The organism is Oleiphilus messinensis, assembly GCF_002162375.1.
GTDB classification, from domain to species: domain Bacteria; phylum Pseudomonadota; class Gammaproteobacteria; order Pseudomonadales; family Oleiphilaceae; genus Oleiphilus; species Oleiphilus messinensis.
The window spans coordinates 3,785,427-3,800,865 of sequence record NZ_CP021425.1; the positions used below are offsets into that span (position 1 = coordinate 3,785,427).

Annotated in this window: 16 protein-coding genes, 1 tRNA gene and 1 other RNA gene; 6 read left to right on the forward strand and 12 right to left on the reverse strand. The window is 47.3% G+C overall.

The annotated features are described in order from the left end of the window. Positions 1-48: 48 nt before the first annotated feature. The 8 genes from OLMES_RS16530 to ffs all read right to left on the reverse strand — a co-directional run bounded on the left by OLMES_RS16530 (position 49) and on the right by ffs (position 6,260). Complete coding sequence (locus OLMES_RS16530) at positions 49-486, reverse strand: hypothetical protein (RefSeq protein ID WP_087462287.1); 438 nt, start codon at positions 484-486, stop codon at positions 49-51. A 201-nt stretch (positions 487-687) separates the two neighbouring features. Further along, positions 688-1,131: a YcgN family cysteine cluster protein gene (locus OLMES_RS16535; RefSeq protein WP_087462288.1), complete on the reverse strand. Its 444-nt coding sequence runs from the start codon at positions 1,129-1,131 to the stop codon at positions 688-690. 6 nt (positions 1,132-1,137) lie between these two features. Then, positions 1,138-1,452: a YcgL domain-containing protein gene (locus OLMES_RS16540; RefSeq protein ID WP_087464522.1), complete on the reverse strand. Its 315-nt coding sequence runs from the start codon at positions 1,450-1,452 to the stop codon at positions 1,138-1,140. Positions 1,453-1,499: 47 nt separating this feature from the next. Then, positions 1,500-2,642, reverse strand: coding sequence for a ribonuclease D (rnd, locus tag OLMES_RS16545; protein WP_087462289.1), 1,143 nt, complete (start codon positions 2,640-2,642; stop codon positions 1,500-1,502). A 21-nt stretch (positions 2,643-2,663) separates the two neighbouring features. Next, positions 2,664-3,263, reverse strand: coding sequence for a recombination mediator RecR (gene recR, locus OLMES_RS16550; RefSeq protein ID WP_087462290.1), 600 nt, complete (start codon positions 3,261-3,263; stop codon positions 2,664-2,666). A gap of 26 nt (positions 3,264-3,289) precedes the next feature. After that, the gene (locus tag OLMES_RS16555) at positions 3,290-3,616 is read right to left on the reverse strand and encodes a YbaB/EbfC family nucleoid-associated protein (RefSeq protein ID WP_087462291.1); all 327 of its coding nucleotides are present in this window, start codon (positions 3,614-3,616) and stop codon (positions 3,290-3,292) included. Between the two features lie 55 nt (positions 3,617-3,671). Continuing rightward, positions 3,672-5,801 (reverse strand): DNA polymerase III subunit gamma/tau, encoded by a 2,130-nt coding sequence (dnaX, locus tag OLMES_RS16560; RefSeq protein WP_087462292.1) that lies wholly within the window; start codon positions 5,799-5,801, stop codon positions 3,672-3,674. 363 nt (positions 5,802-6,164) lie between these two features. Beyond that, positions 6,165-6,260, reverse strand: an RNA gene (gene ffs / locus OLMES_RS16565) — signal recognition particle sRNA small type. Positions 6,261-6,550: 290 nt separating this feature from the next. Here ffs and OLMES_RS16570 point away from each other — a divergent pair. Next, positions 6,551-7,546, forward strand: a complete 996-nt coding sequence (locus OLMES_RS16570; RefSeq protein WP_087462293.1) for a metallophosphoesterase — start codon at positions 6,551-6,553, stop codon at positions 7,544-7,546. A gap of 33 nt (positions 7,547-7,579) precedes the next feature. On the opposite strand, the gene OLMES_RS16575 is transcribed toward OLMES_RS16570, so the two are convergent. After that, positions 7,580-8,077: a CDP-archaeol synthase gene (locus OLMES_RS16575; protein ID WP_087462294.1), complete on the reverse strand. Its 498-nt coding sequence runs from the start codon at positions 8,075-8,077 to the stop codon at positions 7,580-7,582. A gap of 68 nt (positions 8,078-8,145) precedes the next feature. On the opposite strand from OLMES_RS16575, the gene OLMES_RS16580 reads away from it, so the two are divergent. The 3 genes from OLMES_RS16580 (at position 8,146) to OLMES_RS16590 (ending at position 11,723) form a co-directional block, all read left to right on the forward strand. Further along, positions 8,146-8,751, forward strand: a complete 606-nt coding sequence (locus tag OLMES_RS16580) for a hypothetical protein (RefSeq protein ID WP_087462295.1) — start codon at positions 8,146-8,148, stop codon at positions 8,749-8,751. A 119-nt stretch (positions 8,752-8,870) separates the two neighbouring features. Beyond that, entirely contained in the window at positions 8,871-11,522 is a 2,652-nt protein-coding gene (locus OLMES_RS16585) for an EAL domain-containing protein (RefSeq protein WP_087462296.1), read from the forward strand. Between the two features lie 113 nt (positions 11,523-11,635). Further along, a tRNA-Ser gene (locus OLMES_RS16590) sits at positions 11,636-11,723 on the forward strand. 414 nt (positions 11,724-12,137) lie between these two features. Here OLMES_RS16590 and OLMES_RS16595 read toward each other — a convergent pair. Further along, complete coding sequence (locus OLMES_RS16595) at positions 12,138-12,527, reverse strand: PaaI family thioesterase (protein ID WP_087462297.1); 390 nt, start codon at positions 12,525-12,527, stop codon at positions 12,138-12,140. A 121-nt stretch (positions 12,528-12,648) separates the two neighbouring features. Between OLMES_RS16595 and OLMES_RS16600 the strand changes: the two genes are divergently transcribed. Together OLMES_RS16600 and OLMES_RS16605 are read left to right on the forward strand one after the other, a co-directional pair. After that, entirely contained in the window at positions 12,649-13,617 is a 969-nt protein-coding gene (locus OLMES_RS16600; RefSeq protein WP_087462298.1) for a GlxA family transcriptional regulator, read from the forward strand. Between the two features lie 163 nt (positions 13,618-13,780). Further along, positions 13,781-14,224, forward strand: coding sequence for a hotdog fold domain-containing protein (locus OLMES_RS16605; RefSeq protein WP_087462299.1), 444 nt, complete (start codon positions 13,781-13,783; stop codon positions 14,222-14,224). A 15-nt stretch (positions 14,225-14,239) separates the two neighbouring features. Here OLMES_RS16605 and OLMES_RS16610 read toward each other — a convergent pair whose 3' ends face one another. After that, positions 14,240-14,656 carry a MarR family winged helix-turn-helix transcriptional regulator gene (locus OLMES_RS16610; RefSeq protein ID WP_087462300.1) on the reverse strand — a complete coding sequence of 139 codons (417 nt, stop codon included), beginning with the start codon at positions 14,654-14,656 and terminating at the stop codon, positions 14,240-14,242. A 261-nt stretch (positions 14,657-14,917) separates the two neighbouring features. After that, positions 14,918-15,424 carry a (R)-mandelonitrile lyase gene (locus tag OLMES_RS16615; protein ID WP_232465129.1) on the reverse strand — a complete coding sequence of 169 codons (507 nt, stop codon included), beginning with the start codon at positions 15,422-15,424 and terminating at the stop codon, positions 14,918-14,920. Positions 15,425-15,439: the final 15 nt, after the last annotated feature.

The window sequence follows — 15,439 nt, forward strand, 5'->3', positions numbered from 1 at the left end:
AATCAACCTCAATATGGTCGCTTTACTGATTGATTTATCAACTAAAATTCAGTTAAGCCTCGCATTGTTTTCTGCCAGCGGAGGATCGTCTGTACGAGCAGATTCAAGAGAAGGCTCAACAGCCTCATTTTTTCCGAAAAACTTGCGCAGAATGAACTCCAGTTTCACCAACAGCATTGCACCAATTAATCCTGCAGCAATCAGCTTGAGTGAGAGCTCAACTGTTTCCTGATTACCGGCATAAAGCTCATAACCCAGAGCCATAAACGCGGGTGCTAACCAGTCTTCATCGCTGGGTAGCCAAATCGGCGTAAACAACAACACAGCTACAGCAAGACGTAAAAAACGGCGCACACCCCACCAGCGAATAAAACGCGTCATGCGCCAGAATACAACACACAAAAGTGCACTGGAACATAAATAACCGATCCAAACTGCCGTATAACCCGAATCCAATATGAACCCGATATCAAGAAAACGGTCCATGTTAATGCCTCTTTTGCCAGTGACTGAACTTGTCCAATACTCTATTTTCGAATCCAGACATCCGCCAGTTTACATATCTTCCGGACTATCGTGCTGGATTCACTTTTTCACGCTTAAAATTTTTACGCTTGGCGTTTGTGCATGACTACAGGTCCATAACTACAGGTCCATAACTACAGGTCCATAACTACAGATCCATAACTACAGGTGATCAATGATATGATCTTCCCATTCATCCTCCGGCACATCATTTTCGGAGATCACTTTACCTTTAATTGACGCATGAGCTTTATGGACCGAGTTCGGGTCACCACTAAGCAATGGATGCCATTCGGGTAAGTCTTTCCCTTCATAGACCAGTCGGTAAGCGCAGGTCGACGGCAACCAGCCCAGTGATTGCAAATCATCAGGCTTCAACCAGATACAGGTCGGCACTTTTTCATGTCGCTCCTGATAAACGGTACAACCACAACAACTTTCATCCAGATACTGGCAGACGATATCGGTATAGAACACATCACCAGTATCTTCATCTTCGAGTTTTTGCAAACAACATTTGGCGCACCCGTCACACAATGACTCCCACTCGGATTTCGTCATCTGATGCAACGTTTTTTCTTTCCAGAATGGTTTTATCCCGGTCATACTCGACTACCAGCGCTTTTCAACGTGTTTATCCAATCCGAGTTCAAGGCGATGGGACTCCAGCAAGCTATCGGTATCGGCTGGAGGCATCTGCAGCGAGAAACCTTTTTCCCGGATATCGGCCAACACTTGTTTCGCTTCGACCCGAGCGAGCTTCTTGTCTTCGGTCAAAAGCATGTCAAAGACGTGTCGAGGCTCACCAAAAACGGTCATCAGTGCCTCGGGAAGATTTTTAATGCCCTGCTTCTTGTCAACGTACAGGTACATTTCATCTTTTTTACTGCTCCGAAAAACTGAACAGATTAATTTAACTGAACTCATACTGGTCTCTTGATTCACTTTCATCCGGTGTACATGGCAAGTGTGACTTACTCTACAGTCACACTTGCCAGAAACAACTGCATTTCCCGCTCAAACATCGGCCTCAAATTCTGCGCGCGCCACCCGTTAAAATCGTCTGGCAAACTGACTTCACCAGTATCCAATGTTTCACGAACAGCCTTCTCCAAGACCTTGCGACGACCTACCACCTCCGGCGCAATACCGGTTTGCTCACTGAACTGCAAAACGATCGCCTTTAGTCGCTTGTATAATTTTTGCTCAACCAATCTAAGCGGGGGAGGAATTCTACCAGCAAACTCCCCCGAATCAAATTCTGACTCACGAATCAGTTTCAACAAGGTATCACTGTGGGTTTTAATCACACTGGGACGAAGTTTGGGAATACGTGACAGCTTTTGTATAGAGGACGGGCGACGTTGAGCAATTTCGATCAAGGCATTGTCACTAATAACATGTTGGCGCGGCACATTACAAGACTTGGCCTGTTGCTCACGCCAACTACATAGCGAGCGCAACAATTGCTGTTTTTTTGTGGGTAACTTCCAGGCACCGCGCAATTTTAAATAATAGTGATCATCCGGATCATTTGATAATGCAGAATTCAGGGCACGATCTGATTCTTCCACCGCGGCCTCATAAAATCCCAGATGCTGGAGTTCCTCAAAGAGCTTTTGATAGACAGGATATAAATACCGTACATCGTCTGCAGAATAGTCAAGCTGCTTACTGCTAAGCGGACGCCGCAACCAATCTGAACGGGTTTCAGATTTAGGCAAACCAATCGACAAATAATCTTCCACCAACGCGCCGTACCCAATCGATCCCCCTTTGCCGGCAAGCGCAGCACCAATCTGGGTATCAAAGATATTTTGAGGTGCACATCTTAAAGCGTGCGAGAAAACCTCAATATCTTCACTGATCGAATGCATGATCTTCAGGATCTGCGGGTCTTGTAAAACATCGGCGATCACTTGTAAATCCGCACAAGCTAACGGGTCTACAAGATAGACCCCGTATTCATCTGCTATCTGCAACAGGCCCAGTTCGGGGTAAAACGTGTTTACCCGTACAAATTCAGTATCCACACACAACCAGCGTTGACCTTTCCATTGCCTGGAAAGGTTAATCAGCTGTTCGTTGGAAGCAACAAATACAACATTTAACGACATTAAACAACGAACCAGAATTTCTCAAGCAAACGGCCGACGGCCCTGAAAAGCATGACTGATGGTGCTACCGTCACTATAACCGAGCTCACCACCAACCGGGATACCATGGGCAAGCCGGGTCAACAGAACATTACGGGACTTTACCATATCAGCAATGAAATGTGCGGTCGCTTCACCTTCTACCGTCGGATTGGTCGCCAGAATCACTTCGGTACACTCGTTTTTATCAATGAGCTTACAGAAACGATCTATACCAATTTCCTCAGGACCAATCCCTTCAAGAGGAGAAAGATGACCCATTAAGACAAAATAAGTCCCCTCATATAGCCCCATTTGTTCGATTGCCTGCAGATCAGAAGGCGTCTCGACGACGCAAACGGTTTTGGGATCCCGACGGTCACTGGCACAAATGCCGCAAAGTTCAGCCTCGGTAAATGTCTGGCATTGCTGACAGCGCTTGACGTCCACCATTGCCCGAGACAGTGCGCCAGACAACTTGGTACCGCCTTCCCGATCCCGCTCAAGCAAATAGAGCGCCATGCGCAATGCAGACTTTTGTCCGACGCCCGGTAAACACCTGAACGCGGCCACCAATTCATCAATGAGAGGTGACATACTCATAACAATGGCTAAACTCCCGTGAGGATCTAGAACGGCATTTTGAATCCGGGAGGCATTCCCATACCGCCTGCCAATCCAGCCATTTTTTCCTGATTATGCTTCTCGATTTTGCGCACAGCATCATTGACTGCAGCCGCCAGCAAGTCCTCCAAAAGCTCTTTTTCTTCGGTAAGCACGGAAGGATCAACATCGACTTTTTTTACATCATGCCGGCCGTTCATAATAACTTTGACCAGCCCCGCCCCGGATTCACCGGTCACTTCTGCGTTTAAAAGCTCTTCCTGGGCTTTTTGAAACTGCTCCTGAATTTTTTGGGCTTGCTTCATGAAGTCGCCCATTTCGCCATTAAACATTGTCTACCTCGTCTCTATTGGACTTAATTTAAACTCAAAACTGCTACAGACCCCATTATTGACGCACCGGATCAATCGGTTCAACCGTTTTTTCCATAATTCGTGCATCAAAGAGTGCAATAAACTGCTGCACGTTCTGATCATTTTCAATCGACTGCACTGCCAGTGCCAAACGCTCTGCCCGGTTGCGCTCACGCCTTTGCATGGGCGTTTCTGAAACGGGTTGTTCTGCCAGGAACTCAATTCGCACCGGCTCAGCCAACCGCGCCTGAACCGCATCCACAATTCGCTTGCGATGGACTTCAGTCAACATCCGGTGGTGCCCCACATCAATACGCATAGTCACCAGACTGCCATCAGAAGCCCAATCACAGTGAGCAGCAATATTCATGGTCATGCCGGTCAAACCCAGCGATTCGAAGTCCCCGACCCAATCAAATTCACTGAGTGGAATGGGCTCTAATGCCTCTTTCACTTGAGTATTTGCTGCCGGTTGATTTAGCTCAGGTGGCGGCAAGCTGGCATCTGAACCTGACTGATCTCGTTTTGGACTTTCTGCTATATGGTGACCCGCACTTTCGCGAGGCTGTGCAATTTCGGTTGGCTGGGCAACGACGCGATCCGGATCCTGATGAGGGATAACCGGTTCAGCCGCCACTCGATCACTTGCGACTTCCGGCGGGCTTTGCCGGAGATTTGATTGATCCTCGTGGTTAGGCTGCCTGGAGGCACCGGACATGACGCTATTCGATCTGACGTCAGAACTTACTTCATCAGACTCAATACCATGTTTTGGCACAGAAGACACCTGAGCCCGGTTATCCTGCTGCAGGCCAGCGGTACCAGGATCGGCATCGGGCACAGACTCGGTTACCCAGGGAGGAAGAGAGTCGTCAGCTACCGAACTGCTCGGTGGCGCCACCTTAACCGCTTGAGGGGCTTCAGAAACCGGTTCACGAAGTGCCGAGATTTCTGGCGACTGAGCTTCTACTGCGCTTGAGTGATCGAGTATTCCGTTTTCAGAATTTTTTTTTTGCTCGGGCTCCTGATCCACATCCACGGGACCGGAATCAGGGGCTGCAACCTCAGCCGCATGTTGTGCGTTGGGCCGGAAAGCAAGCATTCTCAAAAGCACCATCTCGAATCCGGCTCTCGGGTCTGGAGCAAGCGCAAGATCCTGCCGCCCCACAAGCGCAATTTGATAAAAAAGCTGAACATCTTCCGGAGACAACGATGACGCCAGTTCTCTAACCGCGTCTTGATCCCCTCTGGCATTATCAATCGCTCCCGGCGCAACCTGTTCGATGGTTGTCCGGTGCATAATCGAAATAATCTGTTCCAGTACGTTTCGATAATCCGGGCTGTATTCCGATAACCCTTCAACTTCTGCCAAAAGCTCACGCGGCTGATTGCCGGCGAGATAGTTAACCAGACGGTAAACCTGCCGCTGATCCACTGTACCCAGCATCTCACTAACTTCTTTCTCTTTCACCAGCCCTTTACAATAGGCAATGGCCTGATCCGTTAGACTGAGAGCATCACGCATACTGCCTTCTGCAGCGCGCGCCAGCATCCAGAGCGCATTATCTTCACCTTCAATCTGTTCTTCGTTCAGAATCCGCTGTAGATGACTAACAATCTTATCTGCAGGCATATTCTTTAGATTAAACTGCAGGCATCGAGACAGAATGGTCACGGGTAGTTTCTGCGGATCAGTCGTTGCCAGCAAAAACTTCACGTGCTCAGGGGGCTCTTCCAGGGTTTTCAGGAGCGCGTTAAAGCTGGATTGGGATAACATGTGCACCTCATCGATCAGGTACACTTTAAATCGCCCTCGGGTAGGAGAATATTGAACGTTATCGAGAATTTCCCGCATATCCTCGACTTTGGTGCGGGACGCCGCGTCAATTTCGATCAAATCAACAAATCGACCTTCCGAAATCTCCTGACAGGCACTGCACACACCACAGGGCGCAGACACCACCCCCTGTTCACAGTTAAGACATTTTGCCAGAATCCGCCCGATTGTGGTTTTCCCCACCCCCCGGGTACCGGTAAATAAATAAGCATGATGAAGCCGCCCACTGTCCAAAGCATGCACCAAGGCTTTTAAAACATGCTCCTGACCGACCAACTCGGCAAAACTTTTTGGTCGCCATTTCCGGGCTAAAACTTGATAACTCATACTTCCTGACTCTGGCTTTGCGGACTCATGGCTGCTCTTTACAAGCTCAAGGCTGTCTTTTAGGGTTCACTTCTCGTGCGTTTGCTCGAATAGCCGGAGATTGTAACAGATCTTCTGAACAGTGGCAGACTTTATCGGGATTACTCGCGGATGATCAACAGGCAATTTCCATGTATTCGCATAACGGCATGACCAAATCAACGCGAACAAGAAATGGAGCATTCTCGATTACCATAGGGAGCGCCAGGGTGGCTTTTCCAGACGCTCCTGGATGCCTTTATAACGATTTTTATTTGGTGAAATGGTTACTGGAACTTCAGATGAAAAATTAAGAGGGCACTATCGAGAGATTTGGGTGGCATCTTCTGCCAGCCACATCCCGGCACACAGTCCACCGCTACGGCTGCTTCCTTCCGGACCTGACCGGGTTCACGGTTTCATGTTGCGGGAGGACCGGCAAAAGACACCATAACGGGTGAGCATGTTATGAAAGTCACCACTGAGGCGCCAGTTGCAGCAGCGTTGTTTCCTGCTGTCCCCAAGCGAGCGCGAATTCTAACAAAGACATTAACAAAACTGCAATGCCTATTTGCAGTTTTTACCGGGATTTCTTCTAAAAAGCACATTAAATGAATTGTTTAGCGCATTTTTCAAACAGCACTTTCAAATTCATCAAGGCTGATGGTCACAGAATACACTATAATTTGTGCACTGCCACAGCCCGCTAACTTTGTGCTGATGAACCGGACATGCCCGACACTGTGAACTCAGAAATTGTTGATTATGACGCGCTATACACGCTTCTCGAACCCAGACTTGGGGATGTTCATACACGTCAGCGCATTGGCATTGAAAAACACTACCACCAGAAAGTCTACGACCGGAAGCGCAGACTGCTTTATCTTGAAAACTGGTACTCGATTCATGGTCTTATGCGCGGGATTCTCAGAGCATCCGGGTTTTACTGGCGCGGTAAACGCAACGCACTGAACATCCAGACTCGGTATAACACACTGTATAGCCCACTGATACCCACCCGATTTCATAACTTCCAAATACTGCACCTGAGTGACCTGCACATTGATATGTCACCGGAATTCGTACATGCCTTGATTTCTGCAGTACGGGCTGTCAATTACGACATGGTTGTGATGACGGGTGACTACCGAGGGCTGACTTTTGGCTCCTTTCAGGAAACCCTGAAACGCCTGGCCTTGCTAAGAGTTCATCTTAAAGGGCAAGTCTATGGCGTGCTTGGGAACCATGACTGCCTTGGCATGGTGCCTGAGATGGAAAAGCTGGGCATTCAAATGCTGATGAATGAAAATTGCAGCATTTCGCTGTCACCAGAAGCACCAGAAGCACAGCAAACTGAAAAAATTTACCTTGCAGGCATTGATGATGCGCACTTCTTTCGGGTAGACAACATAGAGAAAGCACGTGCCGGCATTCCTGACAATCAATTCAGCCTGCTCTTGAGTCACACACCGGAAGTTTACTTGCAAGCTGCCCATGCCGGCTTCAATGCCTTTCTCTGTGGCCACACCCATGGTGGCCAAATCTGCCTGCCGGGGGGAACGCCCATCATACTGGATTCCAACTGCCCCCGTTATGTCGGGAAAGGGGCTTGGCACTGTGGTGCGATGCAGGGATATACGTCTGTCGGGGCTGGCTCATCAATTATTGATGTTCGCCTGAACTGCCTGCCGGAAATTACTATTCATCGCCTGCACCAGAGCAAATAATCCTCAGCACAAATAATCCTCGGTAAAGCACCGTCAATGGGGATGCCGACGAACACCTAATAGAAATAGAACCGGTGAAATGATCCATCCCGACAATACAAACCCCAGAATGATCACACCGGCCTCAATCATTGAGTACCCCCAAACCGGCATGAAGACCAGAACCGGCAAAAGGGTTTCAAGCAATTGATCAATCAGAAAAAAACGAGCACTCGATGACATACCCAATCGACGCTTGAAAAAGCTGGTTAACAAATCCCCTACCATACATAAACAAGCAAACAATAGAGCACTGAGTCCACCCAAACCAAACAGACTACCCGCCAGCGAAGTTAAAAGCAGTGACGCAACCACTCCGCGGTACGTCTTGGTGCGCCCGAACAGGCGTTGGCCATCCCCGAGCGCGATACCAAAATCAATTGGCCAGGTAAAATGGCGACGCAGCATGTAACGCGCAAGCACGGGGGCACCGTTGGCCACCAGCAACAGTAAAATCAAAATTCCCGAAACGTGATAATCTATATCAGCCATGCTATTGTAAACCACAGCCCTTCATTACCTAGGTTATAGATTGTAGATTCAGGGAACTCAATTTTAACATGCAAATTCTTTCAGACTGGGTCTTCAACTGGTTACGTGGCCGAAAGCGTCGCAAAGACCTGAAAATGAAATCCCGGCATTTACTCGCCAAGCTCAACGAAGTCGACCCGCAAACCCGAGCCATGATTCTCGCCATGGCAGCCATTTTCAGAAAGCGTGTGATCGATAAATCAGCACAGCTCTCTAAAGCCCTTAATCATCCGGACAAGATGAGTAAAGAGCGACTCGGACTGATATTTGAACTCCTGCAAGCCATTCAAAACAAAATGATTCAGGAAAAGTCCGCCCTGGATGCAAAGCTGGACGAGCTTAACATCCATGATCAGGCAAAAGTTACCCATTGGGAAAAGTCCGTACTGGGAATGGATTTATGGTTAATTACCATTGGCTCCGCCTATCACCCTCCAATGCAACGGAAGGCATCCAGTATATGGCAGCTACTGGATAACGCTTCTGAGCATATAGAGAGCGCCATACAATCCCTGCGTGCACTGGAAAGCACCGTCGATCAACTCGATCCGGGTAAGCACAAAATGTACGGAGCAATCGACGACGCCCAATGGCGTGCACTTTGCGACTTCCGACCAGCGTTCTTTAATGACTAAATTCCCACAGTCAAAAAGATACAACGTTACAGAAGCGCTACAAATGTACTGTTGTATCTAAACCCCCCAATCCATTAGGGTCTATACTGAAAACAAAAACAACAATTAAAGGCCTGAAGGTGTTCATAACAAAACTGACTGCTGCACTTCGTTTCGTTGTATGGCTGGTTACCGTTATGGTGACAATGCCCGCTATTGCTGCGCCAGTTCTGGTCTCACCCAATGTTGATGAGATACGCCTCGGGCAACACAGTTACTATCTTGAGGACCCGGAGAATCGCCTGGATATCGGCGATACCCATCGACTTGCGAAGAACCATTGGCAACCATCACCATCAGATATCCCTAATTTCGGCTATACCGATTCAACATACTGGTTTCGGCTACAATTCAACTACTCAGGCACTGAACCTGATCGGCGGTTGCTGGCGATCGACTATGCACTGCTAGATCAAGTCTCCGTTTATGTCTTTAAGCACAAGGTATTGTCCCGTGAGTACCACACTGGAGACACCCTTCCCTTTGATACGAGACCACTGACCCACAGGGACTTCCTGTTTCCCATAGCCTTCCAACCCGGCGAGGAAACCACCGTATTCATACGCGTGAAGACCCAAGGCTCGACACAGGTTCCCATGTCACTCTGGAAAGAACAGGCCTACTTGCTTTCCGACCAAACACGACTGATTAGCCAAAGCATCTATTACGGCATGATGATTGTAATGGTGCTGTATAACTTTTTCCTGTTCCTGTCCCTCCGGGAACGGGCCTATCTTTACTATGTTGGTTTTGTATTCTCATTTCTTTGCATGCAAGCCAGCATGCACGGCGTACTGTTCCAATACGTGTTTCCGGATCTACCCAGCCTGCAGGAACTGTTCGTGCTGTTTTTTGTGCCTTCCACCATGCTTTTCTCCTGCTTGTTTACAGAGTCGCTGTTGCGCCTTAAATCCTATGCACCCCGCCTCTCCCAAAGCTTGAGACTTATCATTGTGTTGAGCCTGGGGTGCATCGCGGGCGCATTTGTACTCCCCTATGCAACGTCGACTCAGGTTTCCGTATTTCTTGTTATACCGGCCAGCATCCTAATTTTCGTAAGCGGCCCTATTGCGTGGTACCGGGGCCACAAAGTCGCAAGATTTTTCACCATTGCCTGGTTCTCCCTCCTGATGGGGACAACCGCAGCGGCAATGAACAAATACGGCATTATTCCCCGTAACGGTATTACAGAATATGGCCTGCAATGGGGTTCTGCCCTGGAAGCGATTTTACTGAGCTTTGCACTCGCCGACATGCTCAACCGGGAGCGCGAAGCCCGCTTTAAAGCGCAACATGCAAAGCTTGAAGAAGCACGTCGCCGTGAAATCGCAGAACAAAAGCTCATTTATCAGGCAACCCACAATGCGACCAACGGTTTTCCCAATGTCACGGTATTTCGCAATCGCTTGCTCGACATTCTGCAATCGCCCCAGCCTCAAGTGAGACGCTATATTATCGTCATGATTCACCTGAACCGTTTTCATGAAATCAATAAAACACTCGGACACCTCAACGCAGAAGTCATTCTGCAGCGTTTTTCCAATCAGCTTACGGCGAACCTGGATCTATTGGAAACCACCGTTGTAATGGAAACCACAGCCTCTGGTGACCATTGTATCGCTCACCTCGAAGGGGCTCTTTTTGCCAGTCTGCATTGGCTGAACGACGGCCTGGATGAGTTCGTGGTGGATATCCGGCGATTCCTGAGCAAAATCAGCGAACCGGTAAAATACCAGGATATGAATATCGACCTCGGCCTGTCGCTGTCGATCACCCCGAATAATGACGAGAGCCTCGAAACCTGGATGCGCAACGCACAAATCGCAGTGGAGTTGGCGGAAGCACAAAATGACCAGATTTGTGTCTACAGTCCGGATATCAACCCCTACAACGAGCGTCGCCTAAGATTAATGGGTGAACTGAAAACCGCCCTGGATAGCGATTCCCTGGAACTGCATTATCAGCCACAGTGGTGCTACCAGAAACAATGTGTCACCGGATTTGAAGCGCTTATCCGCTGGCCACACCCGACATTAGGCATGGTATCACCTGACGAATTCATCCCCTTGGCCGAGAAAACCGGGCTGATTCGGTATGTAACGACCTGGGTCATAGACCGAGCCTTAAAAGATCGAAAAACATTATTATCCCATCGAGACTTCAAAGACGATGAAAGCCCTCTGCATAAAGACATTGCCATCAGCGTAAATATTTCTGCGATGAATCTCCGGGAGAATGATTTTGTACAGATGATTCAAAAACAAATACAGAAATATGATATCGACCCGCAGCACCTGATCCTTGAGATTACTGAAACCTCAGTTATGCAAGAACCTGAGCAGGCGCTTTCAAGACTGAAACAACTCAGCGCTCTGGGTGTGCGTCTGTCGATTGATGATTTCGGTATCGGGCACTCTTCCCTCAGCTACATCAAAAAACTGCCTGTTCAGGAAATCAAAATTGACCGGTCATTCGTGATGGAAATGGATAAAAGCCGAGACGACGCGGTCATTGTGGAAACCACATTACGCATGTGCCACAACCTGGGCTACAAAGTCGTCGCCGAGGGTATTGAAAACCTGCAAATTTTCAAATCCCTTGAACAGATGACCTGTGATTACGCACAAGGCTATTACCTATCCAAACCCATGCCACTCAACCAAGTAACCAAATGGTTAAAATCCCATCAAGTCATCACACCACAATCGCCTCAAATTGCTTCACAATCCTGAATTTGCAGAGAATACACAGTAATTTCAAATAGAGTGTTGCTTTTTAATTTATGCTGTTATAGAGTAGCGCACCTCAAAACAAGGCACGCAAGTCTTGATTTGAAACAGTTTTTGGTGAGGTGTCCGAGCGGTCGAAGGAGCACGCCTGGAAAGCGTGTATACGGCAACGTATCGAGGGTTCGAATCCCTCCCTCACCGCCAAAACAAAAAAGCCCGGTTTTCATACCGGGCTTTTTCATTTCTGCGATTTCAATCCGACTTAATCGGTGAAAGGTAATCCGCCTCACTCACCGGCTCATACTATTAAACGTCTTTCCCGTCCGGTGTTATCAGACTACTAGAGCCATCTCAATAAATGGAAAATACAAACTGGCTTTATCGAATCATCCTAGGCGATCATATGCATTAACCGGACGTGATAGCGTCCGAGCTCATTGCTCTGGAAATTCACGCCACTCCCCCCTAAGGAATCATGCACAAAATTAGTGGTGAATCACAAAGCTTTTTCTCAGGCGTCCATTGTTTTACAAAGATGCTCCCGCCGGGAACCTTTACCAAAGTCTTTATTGGCTGCGAAGGCATAAAAATATACTCATCTAAACATCTCAACTCTCACTACCGATTCGGTAGTCTATAGGCGGTTCCTGTAAACACCGCTACCTTCGTGCCGACATCATCCGAGATAATCACTTCGTAGTGTGCAATTTTTTTTGACCCGGAAATCAATTGCGCTTTTGTCAGTAATCTTTCACTTTTCGGCTTGTTTAGGTAACGAATATCCGCCTGCATACCAATCGATACCTGTTGAGTATTGCAGGCAGCAGCAAATGCAATATCCCCCAGTGCAAAAATGACTGCTCCGTGAATCGTTCCTAATCCATTTTTATGTTCTTCTCTGATTTCTAACACACACCTGACGGTGTTTTCGCCCTCATCTAACAGTTTTATACCCAAACTTTTTGCAAAAGCATCATTTTGAATATAAGTCGCCGTTTGCTGTGCCATTTATCGATACCTCTTCGTTGAAAATGTCGAAGCTAACTTTACCAAACAGACATAAGTTGACCGATGCCCTATAATGACTTTATCCAGTCTGATCGGGCCATAATATCCAAAAGGGCAAATAATGAAAACTGTCGCTGTACTTGTTTATGAAGGCTGTTGGGCAATGAATGTGTTTTTGGTTAATGACCTGTTTAGAATCGTCTCTCTCGTTGAAAATCATCTTGGTTTGGAACAAAGCTATCAGGTACGGAACGTCTCCATAGACGGTGGAAAAGTCGTCAGCGCCTGTGGTGCTGCCATTTTTGCTGATAGCAAATTGACTGATCACGACCATTATGACTTAATCGTCATTCCGGCAATGGAAGGAACAAAATTAGAAAACCCACCAAAGGAATACAGCCAAATAACGAACTGGTTAAGCCCAAGAATTATCGGCAATATGCCAGTTCTTTCGATGAGTACGGCCGCTTATCTTATTGCGCGAACAGGCCATGCCAGTAAGGTATTAATGGCAACACACTGGGCTTTTGCAAGAAAGTTGAGTCAATTATTTACGGAAAGTCGATTTACAAGTCATGAGAGTTACTTAATGGATGAAAATCTCTATACAACGGGCTCCCTCAGCGGCGCCACGGATGCCTTATTGGGCTTGATTGCCCAAGACAAGGGTAATGATTTTGCCCAACTAGTCGCCTCTCACCTTTTGCTAAACTCCCCCAAAAACCTCTCGCCTATTTTACCGGGAACGCGAAACCATACTGACGAACAGATACTCAACATTCAACAATGGATTGAGCAAAACTATTTGGATGTTGTCAGCATAGAGCAGCTGGCGACCCGGTTTGGGTTCAGCGAAAGGAATCTAAAAAGGCGTTTTAAAGGAGCGACAAAACTGCCAGTCATTCAATATCTTCAGAAGGTCAAAATTGATAAAGCCAAAAAGCTATTACTATCAACAAACCTTTCTGTAAAAGAGATTGCTTACCAAGTTGGTTATACCAACGATAGCTTTTTTTCAAAGCTGTTTAGGTCGCAGACTGGCGAGTCTCCGGGACTTTGGAAACAATCGGTGTTAGCAACAGGAAGTTGAAACACTTCGATACACTCCACACATTTCTACGGTCATGATTGGTCTCACGCCTATAGCTTAATGCAATAAGGAAATAATTCTTGCAAAACCATTTACTTCATATATAAACTATTATTACTTCATACATGAAGTATATAATTAAATATTCAATGAGGATTTCTCTATGAGCCAATTTTTAGCAATGTTTCAACAAATGGGTGGCGACGCTTTTTCTCAGGGAATCGGGCAAGTAGCTCCATACTTTTCAACCATCGACCCTGCCATTACCGACTTTAAACCCGGCTATTGTGAGCTCACCCTGAAAAATCAGAAAAAAGTGCATAACCATTTAGGCACCATTCACGCTATCGCGATGTGTAATGCGGCAGAATTGGTGGCTGGCATGACAACGGATGCCTCGATACCTAAAGGGGCGCGCTGGATTCCACAAGGAATGACCGTGCAATATCTCGCCAAGGCCAAGACAGACTTAAAAGTGGTCTGTGATGCAGAAAACGTGGATTTTTCACAAGCGGGCGAAGTGATCGTTCCTGTTGCTGCGTACGATACCGATGGCAACAAGTGTTTCTCTGCAGATATTACGATGAATGTGAAGCACGCGGAATAACTGAAAGAGCCCTGCTCACTTGAGATCCTGAATCACTCTATTTAAAAATTTAGTGACAGTCTCAATCTCTTCGGCGGAAAAATCCGCCGTTAACTTGTCATTCATCTCGCCAACTAACGGGAAAATCTCGGGTAGTTTTTCCTTGCCTTTCTCGGCAAGATACAATCGTGATGCCCGTCCATCTTCGTTACAGGCTTTTCGCTCAATCAACCGGTTCTTGACCATTCGACCAATAAGCCCTGTCACTGCAGATTGATTTAATCCCATTGCTTCAGCAAGTGCTTTTTGCAAACAACCTTCGTTTTTGGCAATAAACATGAGCGCGGCTGATTGCGTGACTGACAACCCAATTCTTCTTTCACTTTGGGAGTCCGCATATTTGAACATTCTGTGCTGGGCCGTGTTCATTAAATAAAATAGCCGCTTTTCCATTCATAATTCCTATACTTCACATATGATCTATTAAGTTTATTTGTGAAGAATCTGAAGTTCAAATGGAAACTTACAATTAATCAAGGAATAAACTACGCCAATTTTGTTCTAAAAAAGACTTAACAACGTGTTGAGCAAAGACAGGTGATATCAAAGAGGAAAACCGGCCAGAACCGATCTTCGCTCAATTTTCGATTAAATAGCCCATGACTCCGAACGCTATGCCGCTCATGTCATACCGGACCTTTTCATTTCCGCGATTCAGTCTGACTTAATCGGCGCGAGGTAATCCGCATCGCTCACCGGCTCGTACCATTCGACATTTTTCCCGTCCAGCGCTTCCTGAACAGCAATATGCGTCATTGAACTATGCTGTGTGGCACCATGCCAGTGTTTCTTGTCTTTGGGGCAAGCCATAACATCCCCTGCTTTGAATTCGACTTTGGGTTCCCCCTCCACCTGTGTCCAGCCCACACCATCTGTCACGATCAGAAGCTGGCCAAGGGGATGTTTGTGCCAGTTGGAGCGAGCACCTGGCTCAAAGGTCACACGCGCAGCCGTTACTTGTGAAGGTGTCTCTGGTTCTGCTTTGATAAACTCAATCCAGGCCGTGCCAGTAAACCAGTTATCCGGCCCTTTGATTGAAGCTGGCGATTCTTTTTTTACGATGATCATGGATTCCTCACTACTTACGATATTCTTTTGCGCTACGACCGGCATCACAAACGTGATCGCGAGCACCGGAAATAGTGATACAGTCCATGACACCTTCCTTCTTCCAAA